We start from the raw sequence: 16888 nt of genomic DNA on the forward strand, positions 1-16888 counted from the left end.
CCGCGTCGTTAAAACGCGGCTCAATTATTTATCGGTAAATGTAATTGCAGCTATACAATATAATTCCAGTTATGCGGGTCGGGCGCCAGGCCATACCTTATGTCATTCAGCGTTTTCAACATCTTTTTCGAAAACTCCCGGGTTTCAGGGTCAGTTAAAAAATACTCTTCGTCTTTGTAGTACAACGAGGCTATCGGTGCAATAGTAAAGGCAGTGCCGGCGCCAAATGCGTCGGTAAGTTTCCCGTTTTCGGCTCCGGCAATCAGTTCGGCTATAGCTACCGGGCGTTCCTCAACCGTGTAACCCATATCGCGGGCAAGGGTTAATATAGTATCGCGCGTAACGCCTTTTAAGATGGTGTTTTTATCAGTCGCCGGTGTTATCAGCTTACCATCGAGCAAAAACATAGCGTTGGCGGCGCCCATTTCTTCTACATATTTATGCTCTTTGGCATCGGTCCATATCAGTTGGTCAAAGCCTTCCTGCATGGCCTTACGGGCCGGAAGCATAGCACCTCCGTAATTTCCGGCTGCTTTGGCATAACCATACCCGCCCTCGGCAGCACGGGTGTAATTTGTTTCTATTTTAACCCTTAACGGTTTGGTAAAATAGGGCCCGACAGGACAAGTTAACACAATGTATTTGTAGGTTGTGGATGGAGTAACACCGAGGAAAGCCTCAGTGGCGAACATGTATGGCCTTATATATAACGAATGGTTAGGTTTTGAAGGAACCCAGTCGCGGTCGATATCAACCAGCGTAGCTATACTCTTAATAAATATTTCTTCGGGTAATTCCGGCATGCAAAGCCGCTCGGCTGATTTGTTAAACCGCTCCGCATTTTTGTCTATCCTAAAAATAGCAGCCTTGCCATCCGCTTGTTTAAAAGCCTTCAAGCCCTCAAAAAAGGCCTGCCCGTAGTGCAATGACGATGATGCCGGACTAAGACTGATTTCGGCATACGGCACAATTTGGAAGTTTTTCCACTCGCCATCGGCATAATCAGCCATAAACATATGGTCGGAAAATGTTCTGCCAAATTGCAGGCTATTAAAATCCGTTTCGGCCAGGCGTGAGTGGTCTGTTTTTTTAATGCTGATATCGATGGTTGCCGTCATAATTGCTAGTGTTGCTGTAAAATTAAAAAAAGGAACTGAATACATTGCCGGTCTATCGGTTATTTAAGTGCCTTTGTTACCTTTTATTTCCCAGCCCTTCTTTTTAAAACCCTGTTTCTTAACAGGAGGTTCAAACTTTTTAAATTTAACTTTTAGCTGGAAAAGGTGTAAATCCAGGCCGTCGGCCCAAAAATCGGGGTTAACGTCGAGCAAGGTAAAGTTAAATTTATTAAAAAATGCCGTAGAATGCTGCGACGCCAGTGCTTCGATAACTTCCGCATTTTTTCCGTCCCTTATTTCCTTGATAACCTGTCGCAAAACTAAAGTGCCAAGCTGCCGGTTCTGAAACTGCGGCTTAAACATCACCCACGATATAAAAGCTGTTTTCAAATAGTTTACACTATACCCGCCGCCGCCAACTATCTCATCGCCTATTACTACCACATAGTAGTTTTGAGCATTACGGTCCAAAAAATCAGACAGGTTGCGCCCCTGCGACTCAGCAAAATACGAAGGGCAATTTACCTGGAAGATTTTATGTATGGCCGGGTAATTGTGCCGTTTAAACTTCCTCAATACTATTTCATCGTCACCGGGCATGCTCATCTCCGTTCAGTCCCCTACCAATCGGGGTTAAATTTTACCCAATAAATATCGTCGAGCCCGTTGCCCGGTTCAGTTATCAAATTTTTCATTTCATCATAAGTAACGGCTTTGTCGCTATCCCATTCCTTACGCAGGCGGTTGCTGGTAAAAATTAAATACTTTTTATCCGCAGTAACATAAGGACAATAGTCGAGGCCCGTTGAATTAATAGGTACGGGTAACTGTCGCGCAGGTTGCCAAATGCCCGCATCATTTTTTTTACTCATGTACAGGTCACCGCTACCCACCCTGCCCGCGCGGCTTTCAGCGCCGAATATTATAAACTGCTCATCCGGGTCGACAAAGGCATTAAACTCGCCGGTTTTTGAATTGATGGCTTCGGGCAGGCTTTCGGGCGCAGCGTACCCATCGGCTGTTTTCTTGCAAACCACAATGTCCTCGCCGCCTTTACCATAAGGTGCTTCAACTGTGAAATATAAATTGCCGTTTTTTGCAACACTGGGGTAATATTCATTTTTGTCGGTATTAACCGTTGGCCCCAGGTTAACCGGTTCACCCCATTTACCATCTGCCCCGCGCGATACCTTCCAAATGTCGTAATCTTTCGGCTGACTGCCTTTTAATGGCCGGTTCGAAACAAAAAATATCGTATTGCCGTCGGCCGAAAAAGTAGCCTCCAGATCGGCAAAAACGCCCGAAAAAGGTGCCATCTCCGGTTTGCCCCAAACCCCTTTTACTTTTGCCACTCTGAGGATAAAGCTTGCAAACCTCAAATGCTGAACGGTAAAAAATATCTCGTCGCCTTTGGGCGAGATTGTAAAATCGCGGTTGGCCAACCCGTCGGTCAAAATTCCGCGGGCAAATAGTTGCGGGGTGTCTCCGGGCAGATTATTGTCCGGGTAGGTGCTTTGAGAAAACGCACAATGAGTGGAAATGAATAACAGGCATAGCGCTGTAAACTGTTTTATCATTTAACAGGGTGTTTAATTGGTTTATTTATAATCCAACGGAAGCTTATATGCGGTTTTAATCACCCATCAGGTCGGCAAAACTAGTTAAAATGCCCACGGCTAAAATCCCCCTGCGCGGGGGATTTTACTGTTGAATAATTTGCAGCATATTGTATATTTAAAGTTAAATATTATGCAACTAAAAAAAGCCGGCATTAAGGGCTTTTACGCCCTATTGATAGCGCTCCCGGTATTTACATTCGCACAATCAGACTTTAAAAACCTGGTTGCTGCCGAGAAGACTTTCGCGCAGTATTCTGTGGAACACAGCACACAGCAGGCGTTTATGCGTTTTTTAGCTGACGACGGCCTTTTTTTTAAAAAAGGCCAGCCGGTTAACGGTAAAGAACGCTGGGCAACCATAAAACCCGACAGTTCGAAACTGAGCTGGTACCCTGCGTTTGCCGACGTCGAAGCATCTAGCGAGTTGGGTTTTACAACAGGTCCCTGGGAGTACCGGGAAAACAAAGCCGACAAGGATGCCGGGGCCTTTGGTAACTACATCACCATATGGAAAAAGCAGGCCGATGGCACCTGGAAAGCCGCTATTGACCTTGGTATATCACATGCGAAACCCAGGGCTGAAGAATTACCGGCTTACGGTACCCCAACTTTTGCCGTAGCCGGCCATTCCACCAACAAGGCGTTACTGGCCGCCGAATCAAAATTTATTGCCGCAACAGGCAGCGTCTATCAGCAAAACAGCAATTCTGCCGTTAAAATTTTTCGCCCGGGCCAGCCTTATATTACCACCCAGGCTGCCGATGCTGAGCGGGCTGATTTTACCTATACACTAATAGGCAGCGGCATCGCCAAGTCGGGTGAACTGGGCTATGTTTACGGGCAAGCTATTGTTAAAAACGGCGATAAAATATCAAACGGCTCGTACCTGCGTATCTGGAAACTGCACGACAAAAAATGGGAACTTAATGTGGAGGTAGTGGGTTTACAATAGTTGCCTGGCAGGCTGTGTCGCATTAAGTTAAATAAATGTTTTATTTTAATACTTAATGTAATATATTTGCCCTCCGCAAAACGGGGGATTAGCTCAGCTGGCTAGAGCGCTTGCATGGCATGCAAGAGGTCATCGGTTCGACTCCGATATTCTCCACTTAGATAATCAGGGCTTTACGATACATCGTAAAGCTTTTTTTCTTTCAAGTAAAACACAAGTAAAACATAACATAGGTTTAAATGGGTGAAAATTCCACTCTTTAGCTTTTGATTTTATTTTAGGCCACGTTCAGCGGTATTGCTACACCCTATAACTTCTCCGTAGATTGCATCTACGGACAACTATGCCTGTAGTTTCTAACTACAGGCATATTATTTATATTTACCACAACCTAATTTATCATTTCATGGCACGCAAAGGTTATATCATAGGCGATCAGCTGGCAATGTATTATCTTACTTTTACGGTTGTTGGCTGGATTGACATTTTTACCCGCCAATCCTACCGCGAAATTGTGATTGAATAGCTGAAACACTGTCAGCAAAATAAAGGACTGCATTTGCATGCTTATGTCATCATGTCGAACCATATACATTTAATTGTATCAGCAGATGAAGGTTTTACCGTAAGTGGCTTTATAAGAGATTGCAAAAAACATACATCAAAGAGCATACTTGATGATATTGAAAACAGTGGCGTTGAAAGTCGCCGCGAATGGATGCTTCATCAATTTAAGTATTATGCGTCGCGGAACGCACGTAACGACACGTATCAATTATGGGAGCACGATAATCATCCAATTGAATTAATATCACGCGAATTTATACAACAACGAATAGACTATATTCATCAAAATCCGGTTGTGGCTGGCCTGGTTTATCGTGCGGAAGACTATATTTATTCCAGCGCGTCCAATTATGCCGGGCTTGATCAGATTATTGATGTAGATTGTTTGTTTGATATACTGTAGTTAGAAACTACAGGCATAGTTGTCCGTAGATGCAATCTACGGACAGCGGGGGGACGCTTGCGGCAGCGAAAGCAGAAGAAACTAAAATGCACAAAAATTAATCTAAAGAATAACAATTTATGGAAACATATGAATCAATAAAACAATTGATAATTGAAAATGCTGATATAATAAATTTTGGAGAATTTAGTCAAGGCGTTTCTAAAGCATGGATTAAGAAAGCACAAGATCGTTTAAACGTCACATTCCCGCCGTCCTATACCTGGTGGTTAGAAAACTATTCTGGCGGTGAAGTGCTTGGAGAAGAAATTTTTAGTGTGTACGAAATGGATTTTGATGAAGTTGTAGGGGGAGATATCGTTTATATTAACGAGCTTAATAGAAGAAATCAATCATCTAATCTCAACCAATTGGTTATTCAGGAAACAGACAGAGCGGAGGTTTTTTATTTTGATTTAACGAAATTCGATAAAAATAGAGAGTATCAAGTTTATCTTGATTTTGCAGATTACAACGGCAAATATGCTGATAACTTTTTAGAATTTCTTGCAAAGAGAATAAGAGATATTCAATAGTATTTTTCAACTTCACAAGCTGCTGCAAGGCTAGAGCCTGGTGGTCCGCTGATATGTAGCCCGCGTTCTTAACAACATCCAGTTAGCCCGCTTTACAAACAAAGCGGGCTATTTTTACAACACAAAATTTGTAGTTTTAAAACAAAAGCCGTAACTACAAATTCCATAATCCGGAAGGAATATATTTTATAAGTTTTGCCACCGTGTTTTAGGTTGATGTATTTGGCCGCAGGTTATCATCGGCTAATTATATTTACGATAAAATTGGAGCGCCTGATAATCAGCGTGTTTCATAGCGTTCCGAGTGTTCCGTACAAAAATGGAACGCTTTGCGCGTTTACCGCTATACCCCCGAATAAATCAACATCCCCAACCCGGCAATAAACAACACGAACATTGCCGTAATCAACCCGCCCGTTGAAGTGTCCTTTTGTTTAAATTCTTTCCAAATAAAAACACCCCAAAAAGCGGCAACCATGGTTGCACCCTGGCCGAGGCCATATGATATGGCGGGCCCGGCTTTGCCGGCGGCGATCAGGTTAAATGAATTGCCGACGCCCCAAATTAGTCCACCGAGTATGCCTGTAAGGTGCAGCGTGAATTTGCCTTTAAACCAGGCGCGGTAGCTGGTTGGGGCGCCTTCAAAGGGTTTGTAAATAAGGATGCTGTTGAATACAAAATTGCTGATAAATATGCCGAGCGAAAAAATAAACACGGCGGTATAAGGCGTCATTTTTCCAACGGCGGGTTGCTCAAAATTCGACAGGTCCATTGAGGACGCAATAAACCGGTAAAACAGCGACATCAGCAAGCCCGCCAAAACGGATAACAGCAGCCCTTTAAACGAGAGTTTTTTGTTGCTTTTGTTCGATTTTTGATAAGCAATGGCGTTTACAATTATGGCGGCCATAATTAAAACTATGCCGATTATAATATACTGCAGGTTCCCCTGCGGCACCGATGCATAATTGACCACAACCCCCACCACCAGCGCAATCCCAATACCCACCGGGAAAGCCACCGCCATACCCGCAATAGAAATGGCCGCCGACAATAAAATATTCGCCGCGTTAAATATTAGGCCACCTATTAAGGCTTTGATCAGGTTGCCGCTGTCGGCTTGTTTTAAGTCGGCTAAAAAGCTGCGGCCGCCGTGCCCATAGCTGCCCAGCGTTAATGCCGAAAGCAGCGAAAACAGCACGACGCCGATAACGTAATCCCAATAAAACAGCTCGAAGCGCCAGTTTTTGCCAGCAATTTTCTGGGTGTTGGCCCACGAGCCCCAGCAAATCATAGTGATGACACAAAATAACACGGCTACAGGATAGGTTGAAATGATAAACATATCGTAATTAATTAGGTTTAAAATCAGTTCAATTCGTGCAGGTACGGCGCCGATGCCTGCGCCCCCATACGGCACACCGAGATGGATGCCGCTCGGATGGCAAATGGCACAGCTTCCAAAATGGTTTGTTCGTTAAAAAGTGCTACAACCAGGGCTCCGTTAAAAACATCGCCGGCGGCGGTGGTATCAACAGCATCACAAACCGGTGCATCAAAAAAATCACACACGCCATTGTGCAGCAGTAAGGCCCCTTCGGCGCCCATAGTAATAATAACCGTTTCAATACCCTTTGCAGCAAGCGCCCTGGCAGCCGCCTCAGCGCTGTCGCGACCGGTAACTTTAATGCCGGTAAGTAATGCGGCCTCAGTTTCGTTAGGGGTGATGATAGAAATATTGCGCAGCAGATCGTCAGGTAGCGGGCAAGCCGGCGCAGGATTAAGCACTACCGGTACATTTTTTGCCGCCGCCAGGTTTACAACATATTCGACCGTTTCCAGGGGGATTTCGAGCTGTACTAATACCAGGCTGGCATTTTCAATAATGTGTTCTGCCGGTTGCAGATCGGCGGGTTTTAAAGCGGCATTGGCGCCCGATGCCACCACGATACAGTTCTCGCCATTGGCATCAACCGTTATCAGCGCCACTCCCGATGGGTTTTCAGTATCCGGGATAATAAAACCGGTATCAATTCCTTCCTGCTTGAATAATTCAATGGCCTGTCTCCCAAAAATGTCATCGCCCGTTTTGGCGATAAAAACAACATTGCCGCCCAGTCGCGCCGCTGCAACGGCCTGGTTAGCGCCTTTGCCGCCGGCATTCATCATAAAGGTGCCGCCCAAAACGGTTTCGCCGGGCGCCGGTAAAAGCGCGGCCTTAACAACCATGTCGGTATTTGAACTTCCCACTACAACAATATAGGGTTTCATCAGGATAATTGGTTTTAAATCGGTAATGCAGGCGGGATGGAAAGATGGACGAAATGCCTGTTTATAATTATCATTGAAATTAGCGGATTTTATTTGAAAAGAAGAAAAAAACTATAGGGGATGCGTGCAACGAATACGATATGCATAAAAAATCAATGAAATCAGGCCATCATCGAAATCAACGGTTTATCTTTGCCACATGCTCAAGCCCATCTCTAACCTCCAACCGCTAATCTCCCCAACCAAATGAGAATAATGGCCTTCGACTACGGCACCAAACGCATCGGCATCGCCGTTACCGACCCGATGCAAATTATCGCCACCGGCCTGGATACCATCCACCCCATGCATATCCTCGACTACCTAAAAAAATACCTGCAAACCGAACCGGTAGAACGCTTTATTGTAGGCGAACCCAAGCAGATGGACAATACCCCGTCCCAATCGGCCATACATGTAAAGGGCTTTGTAAACCTGCTCAACAAAACCTTTCCCCAAATCCCCGTTGAAATGCTGGACGAACGGTTCACCTCCAAAATGGCTTCGGCTACCATCGCCCAAAGTGGAATGAACAAAAAGAATAGGCAGAATAAGGAGTTGGTGGATACGATATCGGCAGTGATACTTTTACAATCATATATGGATACTACACGGTTTTGATAATACAATCCGGCTGACTGTTTTAAGCCTTAATTGAATTTCCCTGTGAAACTTTTATTCCTCTTCTTATATTATCTCATACTATGAATGACCCCTCTCAACCCAATGATATCATATTTTACAACACGCCGACAGGTAGTGTTAAAATTGAAGTAGTATTTAATGACGAGACTTTTTGGCTTAGTCAAAAACGGATGGCTGAGCTTTTTGGCGTGGAGGTGCCGGCTGTTAGTAAGCACTTAAAAAACATTTTCGAAAGTGATGAACTCAACGAAACTTCAGTTGTTTCCAAAATGGAAACAACTGCCAATGATGGAAAAAAATATATAACGGCATTCTACAACCTTGACGCAATTATAGCCGTTGGCTATCGGGTAAATAGTTTCCAGGCAACACAATTTAGAATCTGGGCCACCAAAATACTTAAAGAGTTTATAATTAAAGGGTTTGTATTAGACGACGAACGTTTAAAGCAAGGTAAGAGGTTCGGCAGAGACTACTTTGATGAGCTCTTGGAGCGCATCAGGGAGATTCGTGCCAGTGAACGGCGTTTCTATCTTAAAATAACGGATATTTATGAACAGTGCAGTATCGATTATAATAAAGATGCGGCTGTAACTCAAAAGTTTTTTAAAACAGTTCAAAACAAACTGCATTTTGCTATATCCGGAAAAACTGCAGCACAACTCATAATTGAACGGGCCGATGCCGATAAGCCTAATATGGGATTGCAAACATGGAAAAATTCACCATCGGGCAAGATATTGAAAAGTGATATAACCATAGCAAAAAACTACCTGGTTGAAAAAGAAATTAAAGACCTGGAAAGAATAGTTACAATGTACCTTGACTTTGCCGAATTGCAGGCATCCCGGCAAATATCTATGAAAATGACAGATTGGATAGTTCGTCTCGATGCGTTCCTGAAATTTAACGAATATCAACTGTTACAAGATGCAGGGTCTGTAAAGCACGACGTGGCCGTAGAATTAGCTGAACAAGAATATGATAAATTCAGGATTGTGCAAGACGAAAAGTTTGAAAGCGATTTTGATAAAGAGATAAAAAGGATAAAGCTGGGTAAAAAAGGCGACAAGGGTGGTTTGTAAAGATTTAGTTATCAATGAACTATATCAAATTCAATCGCAAACGACGAAGGTTAAATTTCCATTAAAAATAAATTTCCTATTTTTGCGCCATGGAAATTTTGGATCCCACCCTCCAAACGTACCTCGATAACCACTGCGAGCCCGAGCCGGAAGCGCTGCAGGTTATCAACCGCGAGACTTATTTAAAGGTGTTGCGGCCGCATATGCTGTCGGGCCATTACCAGGGGCGGGTACTTAGTTTTTTGAGTAAAATGGTGCAGCCGGAAGCTATTTTAGAAGTGGGCACATTTACCGGGTATGCTACCATTTGCCTGGCCGAAGGCTTAACCGAAGATGGCGTTATCCATACCATAGAAGTTAACCGCGAATTGGAGCCGATGCTCAATTCACACTTTAACTTAACAAATGTTAGCAAAAAAATAAAACAGCATTTTGGCGATGCCACCGCAATAATTCCTGCTTTAGACGTTAAAAAATGGGATTTGGTGTTTATTGATGCCGACAAAAAGAATAATTATACCTATTTTCAACTTGTATTAAACAAAGTAAGGTCCGGAGGATTAATAATAATTGATAATGTTTTGTGGAAAGGGAAAGTGTATGGCGAAGATAATGACGCCGACACAGCGCTCATCCGCGAACTAAATGACCGCATTTCCGTAGACAGCCGTGTAGAAAAAATGATTCTGCCCGTGCGTGATGGATTGCTGGTCATCAGAAAAAAGTAAATTATGAAGAAACTCGTACTAGTTACAATGTTGCTGTCTTCAGCACTATTGGCCGTTGCGCAAAAAAACACCCCCAAATCGTATATCGATCAGTTTAAAGATGATGCCATAAAAATTATGCACCAAACCGGCGTGCCGGCCAGCATTGTTTTAGGTGTTGCCATGCACGAGTCGGGTTGCGGCAACAGCACGCTGGCGCAAAACCTTAACAACCAGTTTGGTGTAAAGGGCGGCGGCGGCGCAACCTTCGTTAAACATAACAAGGTTGTAAAAACAAAATATAAACGCTACCAATCGGTATATGACTCCTTCCAGGATTTTGCCCGCATTATGACCGAGCGCAGCGAGTTTAGTGGCCTGGCTGCTAAATTTACCCATACAGATTACACCGGCTGGGCGCGTGGTATTCAAAAACGCGGCTACTGCAGCAGCCATACCTGGGCATCGCAGGTAATGGGCATTATCAAAAAATATCACCTTTACAATTTCGACGAAAACCCGAATGATGCTGAAAATCAGCCAAACCAGGCCGAAATAGCACAAAACAGGTAAAAAATACCGGTTTTTGCTGCTTAATGCAACCTACTTACCACAAACTCCGTTATAAGGCATAATTAGGGCCCGGACAAACCAGGCCCATGATATTGATTTATTATTGAGATGAGGAAAATCGTATATTTATTTATAGGGTTATTTTTTGCAACAGGTTGTTCGGCCCGTAAAGGGGCTGTTAACGACAGGGCTGCCCGCAAAAATAACCGGAGCATTCAAAAAGAGCGTGGCGCGGCCGCAGCGGCTGATTTCAAGCCGCAAACATCAGTACAATATATTGAAAGATATAAGGACATCGCCATACAGGAGATGAACCAATACGGCATACCCGCAAGTATAACATTGGCGCAGGGCCTGTTTGAGTCGGGCAGCGGGAATGGCGAACTGGCACGGGTAGCCAATAACCACTTTGGCATAAAAACCTCGCCAAACTGGACTGGCAAAGTATATTATAAGGATGATGACAATGCGAACGATGCTTTCCGGGTTTATGATAAACCGGAAGACTCCTTCCGCGACCACTCCGTTTTCCTGCAAAAGAAAAACTACACGCATTTGTTCGAACTGGATAAAAACGATTACAAAGGCTGGGCTTACGGGCTTAAAAAAGGCGGTTATGCCACCAACCCTAAATACCCTCAGATGCTGATTAACATCATTGAAAAATATAACCTTGACCAGTACGATAGCCCCGATAGCGAAGTAGCTAAAATTAAAAGGGTAGACCGCGTGTTTACCACTATCTACAAAAAAGAAGATAAGGCCGCGAAAGACTCGATCCAAAATCCGCCAATAACCACTAAAACATACGTTATAAAACCCGGCGACACACTATACAACATTTCCAAACGTTTTGGGATAGCTGTCGACAGCCTGAAATCGATTAACAATATTGCGGGTAATACTGTAAAAGTTGGTCAGAAGATTGTGGTGACGCGGTAAGGAAGCGCATTAAAGCAACGAAGAGAGGTTTTTTAAACAAACAATAAATCTTGAATATCGAATGGTGGCTATGCTTCATCATTCGATATTGTTTTTTAAGCCCCCCTGCCAAATTCGTCGAAATGCTGTTAATTATTGTTAAATAGTATCCGTAAGATTAGCTGAAAGCTGTAGTTTTAGCGTCGCAAATGAAATGGGGTTTAATTTTTTTCTTTTTAATAATTGCAGGCAAATGTTTTTCGCAGGATAAAGCAGCTGCGGTTGCTGTGCCAGGCGATGGAAAAACGGTTTCGGGTATTGTTTTCGATAAAGAGAGCCACGACCGCATTGCAACCGTAAGCGTCCATAACATCACCACAGGCATAGTTGCGTATGACAATTTAAAAGGCGAATTTACTATAGCGGCCCAGGCCGGCGACCAACTCGTTTTTGCCCGCGCCGAGTACCACCCCGATACCGTTAAAATTAAAGACAACACCCCACTGGCCATTTACATGGCACCTCAGGCCATACGCCTGCGCGAGGTAACCATACACGATACTGCGTTTAGTCCTGAGCGCAGGCTGATAGCCACCAAACAGCAATTCAGCAAGGCCTATGGCTCACTTGCATACGATAATTTTTTGAGTTCTTCGCCGGGTAGTGGCGCCGGATTAAGTATCGATGCTTTATGGAACTCCATCAGCAAAAGCGGCCGCAATGCTGAACGCCTGCGCAACACCATTGAAACCGACTTTGAGCAAAACACCATCGACTATCGTTTTAATCGCACCTACGTAGGGCATATTACCGGCTTGGCAGACGATAAGCTTACCGCATTTATGACGCGCTACCGCCCGGGCTTTTACACCACCAAAACAGCCACCGAATACGAGTTTGTGGCAATGATACGCGCCAACCTGCGCCGTTATTTACGTAACCAGCGCACCTATGCCTTGCCAAAGCTTGTCACACCGCCCGGGACAAATTGAGCAAACAGACATTATTCCTCCATTTTTTTGCTGAAAACATCGCCAGGTTGTGGAGAAACTCCACACATTGTTTTTAATGCAGAATATATAACAATATAACAATCAGGCAATTGGCAGCAATCCAGCCGTTTGGCACCTTTATGTATATACTGTTATCACTAAATTGAAAAACCCATGAAAAAACTAATTAGTATGATTGCTTTAGCAGCAATCTCATTCGGAAGTGTATATGCACATGCAACAGTAAGCAAAACAAACACAATGCAAACTGACACATCAAAGAAAAAGAAAACCAAACCAATGAAGAAGGATTCAACAAGCAAGAAAAAAGATTCGACACTTGTGAAAACTCAGAAGTAAGCTTCATTTAAATAGAAAACCCGCCTTGTTTTAAACATAGGGCGGCTTTTTTATTTTGCTTAATTTAACCACGGAGGCGCAGAGTGAAGACACAAAGCGCACAGAGAAGACTTATTGAATTGACAGGCTCCGTGCTCTCCGTGCCTTCTTAGCGTGCTCTGCGGTTAATCGGCTACGGCCACAGGCCCTTTCTCACAATTCTTTTTACCAAACAGCGTTTATAAGAGTAAATTCATTTTAGTAATTTTATTTTATGAAATCATTAGTCTTAATTCCCGCTTTTATTTTGCTCGCATTTAGCTGTTCGGCACAAAAAAAGATTGCTGCTAAAGATGCATCAAAGCATTTGGGCGAAACGCTGATGATATGCGATAGAGTTTATGCCACCGCGGTGGTAAAAGGCGAAAACGTTACACTGCTTTACCTGGGCAGCGAAACTGGTCAATATTTAACGGCACTGGTAAAAGGGCCCGAAAACCCCAAATTCAATTGGCACCCCGAGCGCGACTTTAAGGGCCGCAGTGTATGCCTTTCCGGTAAAATTGTAGATTATAAAGGCAGGCCCGCTATATACGTTACCGATGCATCGCAGTTGAAGATTGATGCCGGTATAATTACACCCTGATAACAGTTAGAAAGACCACCCCGGGCCGTATTGTAGTGTCGGATTTTAATGCGACGGAAAATTAAACAGTCTGCAACGGATGTTCCTCTTCCTTCAACACTAAATCCGCGGCATGTTTAAGTTTCTCGCGGCGTAAATAGCGCCAGTGCAGCAGACCGATCAGTAATGCGGCTATGCCTTCGCACATCAGGGTGTCGGCAGGGCCAATCCATTTGGAAACGACACCCACCAGCAATCCACCGAGCGGTTGCATCCCAAAAAACGCCATCACATAAAAGCTGATAACCCGGCCCCGCATATCGGGCTCCACGGTAGTTTGTATCAGGGTACTACTCACCGTAATTTGCGACATCATCCCAAAGCCGGCTATTGTGGCAAAAGCCAGGGCAAGCCCGTAAATGTGCGCGTGCGAAAACAAAATAAGCCCGGTGCCAAACACCAGCGTATTGATAAACAATATTTTTTTAAGATTAGCCCCCGCCTTTTGCGATGCCAGGAATATGGCCCCCGAAAATGCACCCAGCCCGATAAAACTGTCAATTACACCGAATGTTGATGCTGTACCTTTAAATACGTCTTTTGCATAATAGGCAATCAGTGTGTTAAACGGCAAAACCATCAGGCCCACCAGGGCAAGCATTACCAGTACAAAAGCAATCGAGGGCGTACGTTTTATATAAGCAAAACCTTCTTTTAACTCGCCGAAAACGTCTTTTTTGTGCTCTTTCTTAATGAATTTGGCCAACCGCATCATTAACAACGATGCAATTACCGCTACGAAACTTAGCGCATTTAGTAAAAAACAAACACCATCGCCCAACCCTTCCAGCACCAAACCGGCCAGCGCCGGGCCAACAATGCGCGACAAGTTTACCATCGACGAATTTAATGCCAGCGCATTTGGCAAATCCCTTTTATCGTCGACCATCTCATAAACCAGCGACTGCCGCGCCGGCACATCAAAGGCGTTGATAATGCCCAGCAAAACGCTGAGGCCGATGATCTCCCAAACCTGGTAATGGTTAAGCAATATCAATATGGCCAATAGGCCTGCCTGCACCAGCGAGGCGATTTGTGTAATAAGCAATACCTTGTAACGGTTATAGCGGTCGCTCACCACGCCGCCTATCAGCGAAAATAAAAAAGAAGGAAAAAGGCTGGCGAAAAGCGTTACCCCCAGCATCAAGGTTGAATGCGTTAGCGAATAGATAACCCAACTAACCGCCGTCCTCTGCATCCACGTGCCGATCAACGAAACCGACTGCCCGGCAAAATATAAACTGTAATTGCGGCTCTTAAAAGCCCTGAATAACCTGAATGATGTTAGTGTTTCTGTTGTCATTAATTATATCTCTCCCTCTTAAATCTTTCATTATAAGTTAATTAGTCCCGTCATTGCGAGGAACGAAGCAACCTCTACGCTGGACATTCATGAACCTAGATAATTGTGGTGACCTAAACGCGGCTGGTAGGCTGCCACAAAGCCTCAGTTTCATTGATTTGCATGTGCAGAGATTGCTTCGTTCCTCGCAACGACGCCCGGAGTGTGTCCCACAATCTTTACCAACGCCCCTATCGCCACCTTCAGCGCCGCCTGCTCTTCCGGCGTACACACAGCCGTAATAGCCGACGCCAGCCACTCATCCCGCTCATGCCGGAATTGCATTAAGGTATGCTCACCATGAGTAGATAGCGAAACATTTACTTTGCGTTTATCCGTCTCCGAGGCCACACGCACAATATACCCCAGCTCAAACAAATGATTTAATACCTGCGACATGGATTGGTTGGTAATCATCTCATTAGCCGCCAGCTCGCTCGGCAACATGCTTTTATTTTGATAAAGCTGCGCCATAGTCGACCGCTCGGTTAACGATAACTGTAACCCTGTTGGTGATTCCTTTCGCAGCTTTTTTATCAGTCTTGTGGTTGCCGTGCGCAGGTCGGATGCAAATTGGGTGTTAGTTTGATTGTTCATTTATTTGTAAGGCAAACTAATAAGTTTGCCTTACAAATATACGATGGAAATGTTTGCAGTGGAAGGGGTGATTATCATGGGAGGGTAAAAGAATGCGGAACATACTCCCACATCGTTAGGACGATTCGTTGTGTTTGTTTTTTTAGGAATTTATTAAGGATAATATATATTTGCAGTCCGGATAAATTTTTCGGGATGTAGCGTAGCCCGGTATCGCGCCAGCATGGGGTGCTGGAGGTCGGAAGTTCGAATCTTCTCATCCCGACAAAATTGACCCCAACAAAGTCAAAAACCCCTTAAATCGTATGATTTAGGGGGTTTTTACTTTTTTACACCCCCCTATTTAATCAAGTTATATCAAAGAAAATGTGCCCTATTCGGTGCCCCTTTTTAATTTTTTAAATTAGGGCCACAGAAAGCGTTTATTAAACTGATAGTCAATGAATTAGTTAATAAGTTTTGATGCCATTTGAGGCCCTTTAAGCGGATAAAATAGCCTTAGTGTTGTGCCCCTTTTTGAGCGTCGTCCAAATGACATCAAATGATGCTTTTTTAACTTAATAAATGACAATATATGAGCACAGCAAACAACACCTTCGGCATTACTTTTTACATAAAAAGGAATAAAGCCACACAATCGGGGAAAGCCCCGATTTACGCCAGAATCACTATAAATGGCGCCAGAATGGATATTTCTATCAAACGAACGGTGGACCCTGACAACTGGAACGCAGGCAAGGGGATGGCCAAAGGCACCAAAGAAGAAATGGCACTATTAAACAATTACCTTGAAAAATACCGTTCCGGGATCGTGGAATCCTACCAGGAACTTGTATTGCACAAACGGTTGATTACCGCCGAACTCGTCAGGGACAAATTTACAGGAAAGGACCAGTCGGAATTTACCCTCACCAAATTGATGGAATATCATAATGACGATCAGGGAAATATTTTAGAGCCGGGAACCATGAAGAATTATTATACCACACAAAAATACGTCCGGGAGTTTATGGAGAAGCGTCATAAAACCAGGGACAAATATCTATCGGAACTTAGTTACAAATTTATCACGGAGTTTGAGTATTTCCTGCGTAAGAGAAAGCCTGAAAAGGGGCAGCGAAAGTTAGAAACAAATGGCGTGATGAAACATTTGGAACGATTTTTAAAAATGATCAACCTAGCCGTGAGGCTGGAATGGCTGGACCGGAATCCCTTTCATGCCTACCAATTGAAGTTTTTGAAAGTAGAGCGGGAACATCTGACCAAGGAAGAACTCGCCCGAATTGAAGACAAGGATTTTAATATGGAACGTCTGCAGATTGTTAAAGATCTATTTGTTTTTAGCTGTTATACGGGCTTGGCTTACATTGATGTTTTCAATTTAAAACCATCCCATTTAGTTGAAAAATCAGAAGATAATATATGGATCATGACGAACAGGAAAAAAACCAATGAGCC

Annotated in this window: 18 protein-coding genes, 2 tRNA genes and 1 pseudogene; 14 read left to right on the forward strand and 7 right to left on the reverse strand. The window is 43.9% G+C overall.

Annotation, left to right across the window (positions count from 1 at the left end; genetic code table 11):
• Nucleotides 1–50: 50 nt before the first annotated feature.
• The 3 genes from NAF19_RS26520 to NAF19_RS26530 all read right to left on the reverse strand — a co-directional run bounded on the left by NAF19_RS26520 (nt 51) and on the right by NAF19_RS26530 (nt 2695).
• Nucleotides 51–1118 carry a branched-chain amino acid aminotransferase gene (locus NAF19_RS26520; RefSeq protein ID WP_252793394.1) on the reverse strand — a complete coding sequence of 356 codons (1068 nt, stop codon included), beginning with the start codon at nt 1116–1118 and terminating at the stop codon, nt 51–53.
• Between the two features lie 63 nt (nt 1119–1181).
• A complete protein-coding gene (locus tag NAF19_RS26525; RefSeq protein ID WP_252793395.1) occupies nt 1182–1724 on the reverse strand; it encodes a GNAT family N-acetyltransferase in 543 nt (180 codons plus the stop codon).
• 14 nt (nt 1725–1738) lie between these two features.
• On the reverse strand, nt 1739–2695 hold the full coding sequence (locus NAF19_RS26530) for a hypothetical protein (protein ID WP_252793396.1): 957 nt from the start codon (nt 2693–2695) through the stop codon (nt 1739–1741).
• Between the two features lie 172 nt (nt 2696–2867).
• Here NAF19_RS26530 and NAF19_RS26535 point away from each other — a divergent pair, with 172 nt between their 5' ends.
• From NAF19_RS26535 to NAF19_RS26550, 4 genes are all read left to right on the forward strand, one after another.
• A complete protein-coding gene (locus NAF19_RS26535; RefSeq protein ID WP_252793397.1) occupies nt 2868–3689 on the forward strand; it encodes a YybH family protein in 822 nt (273 codons plus the stop codon).
• 82 nt (nt 3690–3771) lie between these two features.
• Nucleotides 3772–3845 (forward strand) — tRNA-Ala (locus tag NAF19_RS26540).
• A gap of 370 nt (nt 3846–4215) precedes the next feature.
• Nucleotides 4216–4659, forward strand: a complete 444-nt coding sequence (locus NAF19_RS26545) for a transposase (RefSeq protein WP_256484493.1) — start codon at nt 4216–4218, stop codon at nt 4657–4659.
• Nucleotides 4660–4778: 119 nt separating this feature from the next.
• The gene (locus NAF19_RS26550) at nt 4779–5234 is read left to right on the forward strand and encodes an SMI1/KNR4 family protein (RefSeq protein WP_252793399.1); all 456 of its coding nucleotides are present in this window, start codon (nt 4779–4781) and stop codon (nt 5232–5234) included.
• A 343-nt stretch (nt 5235–5577) separates the two neighbouring features.
• On the opposite strand, the gene NAF19_RS26555 is transcribed toward NAF19_RS26550, so the two are convergent.
• Together NAF19_RS26555 and rbsK are read right to left on the reverse strand one after the other, a co-directional pair.
• Complete coding sequence (locus NAF19_RS26555; RefSeq protein WP_252793400.1) at nt 5578–6579, reverse strand: GRP family sugar transporter; 1002 nt, start codon at nt 6577–6579, stop codon at nt 5578–5580.
• Nucleotides 6580–6602: 23 nt separating this feature from the next.
• Nucleotides 6603–7505: a ribokinase gene (rbsK, locus tag NAF19_RS26560; RefSeq protein WP_252793401.1), complete on the reverse strand. Its 903-nt coding sequence runs from the start codon at nt 7503–7505 to the stop codon at nt 6603–6605.
• 246 nt (nt 7506–7751) lie between these two features.
• On the opposite strand from rbsK, the gene ruvX reads away from it, so the two are divergent.
• The 8 genes from ruvX (at nt 7752) to NAF19_RS26600 (ending at nt 13452) form a co-directional block, all read left to right on the forward strand.
• Nucleotides 7752–8165 (forward strand): Holliday junction resolvase RuvX, encoded by a 414-nt coding sequence (gene ruvX / locus NAF19_RS26565; RefSeq protein ID WP_252793402.1) that lies wholly within the window; start codon nt 7752–7754, stop codon nt 8163–8165.
• A gap of 83 nt (nt 8166–8248) precedes the next feature.
• The gene (locus NAF19_RS26570) at nt 8249–9274 is read left to right on the forward strand and encodes a virulence RhuM family protein (protein ID WP_252793403.1); all 1026 of its coding nucleotides are present in this window, start codon (nt 8249–8251) and stop codon (nt 9272–9274) included.
• An 89-nt stretch (nt 9275–9363) separates the two neighbouring features.
• Nucleotides 9364–10002, forward strand: coding sequence for an O-methyltransferase (locus NAF19_RS26575; RefSeq protein WP_252793404.1), 639 nt, complete (start codon nt 9364–9366; stop codon nt 10000–10002).
• 3 nt (nt 10003–10005) lie between these two features.
• Nucleotides 10006–10554, forward strand: a complete 549-nt coding sequence (locus NAF19_RS26580) for a glucosaminidase domain-containing protein (RefSeq protein ID WP_252793405.1) — start codon at nt 10006–10008, stop codon at nt 10552–10554.
• A gap of 108 nt (nt 10555–10662) precedes the next feature.
• Nucleotides 10663–11496: a glucosaminidase domain-containing protein gene (locus NAF19_RS26585; protein ID WP_252793406.1), complete on the forward strand. Its 834-nt coding sequence runs from the start codon at nt 10663–10665 to the stop codon at nt 11494–11496.
• Nucleotides 11497–11684: 188 nt separating this feature from the next.
• The gene (locus NAF19_RS26590) at nt 11685–12467 is read left to right on the forward strand and encodes a peptidase associated/transthyretin-like domain-containing protein (protein ID WP_252793407.1); all 783 of its coding nucleotides are present in this window, start codon (nt 11685–11687) and stop codon (nt 12465–12467) included.
• A 174-nt stretch (nt 12468–12641) separates the two neighbouring features.
• Nucleotides 12642–12827: a hypothetical protein gene (locus NAF19_RS26595; RefSeq protein ID WP_252793408.1), complete on the forward strand. Its 186-nt coding sequence runs from the start codon at nt 12642–12644 to the stop codon at nt 12825–12827.
• 253 nt (nt 12828–13080) lie between these two features.
• Nucleotides 13081–13452 (forward strand): hypothetical protein, encoded by a 372-nt coding sequence (locus NAF19_RS26600; protein WP_252793409.1) that lies wholly within the window; start codon nt 13081–13083, stop codon nt 13450–13452.
• A gap of 61 nt (nt 13453–13513) precedes the next feature.
• Here the strand turns inward: NAF19_RS26600 and NAF19_RS26605 are convergent, their stop codons facing one another.
• Nucleotides 13514–14794 (reverse strand): MFS transporter, encoded by a 1281-nt coding sequence (locus NAF19_RS26605; RefSeq protein WP_252793410.1) that lies wholly within the window; start codon nt 14792–14794, stop codon nt 13514–13516.
• A gap of 150 nt (nt 14795–14944) precedes the next feature.
• The gene (locus NAF19_RS26610; protein ID WP_252793411.1) at nt 14945–15430 is read right to left on the reverse strand and encodes a MarR family winged helix-turn-helix transcriptional regulator; all 486 of its coding nucleotides are present in this window, start codon (nt 15428–15430) and stop codon (nt 14945–14947) included.
• Between the two features lie 191 nt (nt 15431–15621).
• Here NAF19_RS26610 and NAF19_RS26615 point away from each other — a divergent pair.
• Nucleotides 15622–15695 (forward strand) — tRNA-Pro (locus NAF19_RS26615).
• Nucleotides 15696–16004: 309 nt separating this feature from the next.
• Nucleotides 16005–16598: pseudogene (locus tag NAF19_RS26620) on the forward strand (phage integrase SAM-like domain-containing protein); the annotation flags it as partial.
• Between the last annotated feature and the right edge of the window lie 290 nt (nt 16599–16888).

Origin of the sequence: Mucilaginibacter flavidus (genome assembly GCF_024055575.1) — a bacterium.
In the GTDB taxonomy this organism is placed as follows: Bacteria; Bacteroidota; Bacteroidia; order Sphingobacteriales; family Sphingobacteriaceae; genus Mucilaginibacter; species Mucilaginibacter flavidus.

Coding starts and splice junctions, on each gene's coding strand:
- rbsK (WP_252793401.1), bottom strand. CDS start 7,505: ATGAAACCCTATATTGTTGTAGTGGGAAGTTCAAATACCGACATGGTT.
- NAF19_RS26520 (WP_252793394.1), bottom strand. CDS start 1,118: ATGACGGCAACCATCGATATCAGCATTAAAAAAACAGACCACTCACGC.
- NAF19_RS26575 (WP_252793404.1), top strand. CDS start 9,364: ATGGAAATTTTGGATCCCACCCTCCAAACGTACCTCGATAACCACTGC.
- NAF19_RS26600 (WP_252793409.1), top strand. CDS start 13,081: ATGAAATCATTAGTCTTAATTCCCGCTTTTATTTTGCTCGCATTTAGC.
- NAF19_RS26535 (WP_252793397.1), top strand. CDS start 2,868: ATGCAACTAAAAAAAGCCGGCATTAAGGGCTTTTACGCCCTATTGATA.
- NAF19_RS26570 (WP_252793403.1), top strand. CDS start 8,249: ATGAATGACCCCTCTCAACCCAATGATATCATATTTTACAACACGCCG.
- NAF19_RS26595 (WP_252793408.1), top strand. CDS start 12,642: ATGAAAAAACTAATTAGTATGATTGCTTTAGCAGCAATCTCATTCGGA.
- NAF19_RS26555 (WP_252793400.1), bottom strand. CDS start 6,579: ATGTTTATCATTTCAACCTATCCTGTAGCCGTGTTATTTTGTGTCATC.
- NAF19_RS26605 (WP_252793410.1), bottom strand. CDS start 14,794: ATGACAACAGAAACACTAACATCATTCAGGTTATTCAGGGCTTTTAAG.
- NAF19_RS26585 (WP_252793406.1), top strand. CDS start 10,663: ATGAGGAAAATCGTATATTTATTTATAGGGTTATTTTTTGCAACAGGT.
- NAF19_RS26530 (WP_252793396.1), bottom strand. CDS start 2,695: ATGATAAAACAGTTTACAGCGCTATGCCTGTTATTCATTTCCACTCAT.
- NAF19_RS26590 (WP_252793407.1), top strand. CDS start 11,685: ATGAAATGGGGTTTAATTTTTTTCTTTTTAATAATTGCAGGCAAATGT.
- NAF19_RS26525 (WP_252793395.1), bottom strand. CDS start 1,724: ATGAGCATGCCCGGTGACGATGAAATAGTATTGAGGAAGTTTAAACGG.
- NAF19_RS26550 (WP_252793399.1), top strand. CDS start 4,779: ATGGAAACATATGAATCAATAAAACAATTGATAATTGAAAATGCTGAT.
- ruvX (WP_252793402.1), top strand. CDS start 7,752: ATGAGAATAATGGCCTTCGACTACGGCACCAAACGCATCGGCATCGCC.
- NAF19_RS26610 (WP_252793411.1), bottom strand. CDS start 15,430: ATGAACAATCAAACTAACACCCAATTTGCATCCGACCTGCGCACGGCA.
- NAF19_RS26580 (WP_252793405.1), top strand. CDS start 10,006: ATGAAGAAACTCGTACTAGTTACAATGTTGCTGTCTTCAGCACTATTG.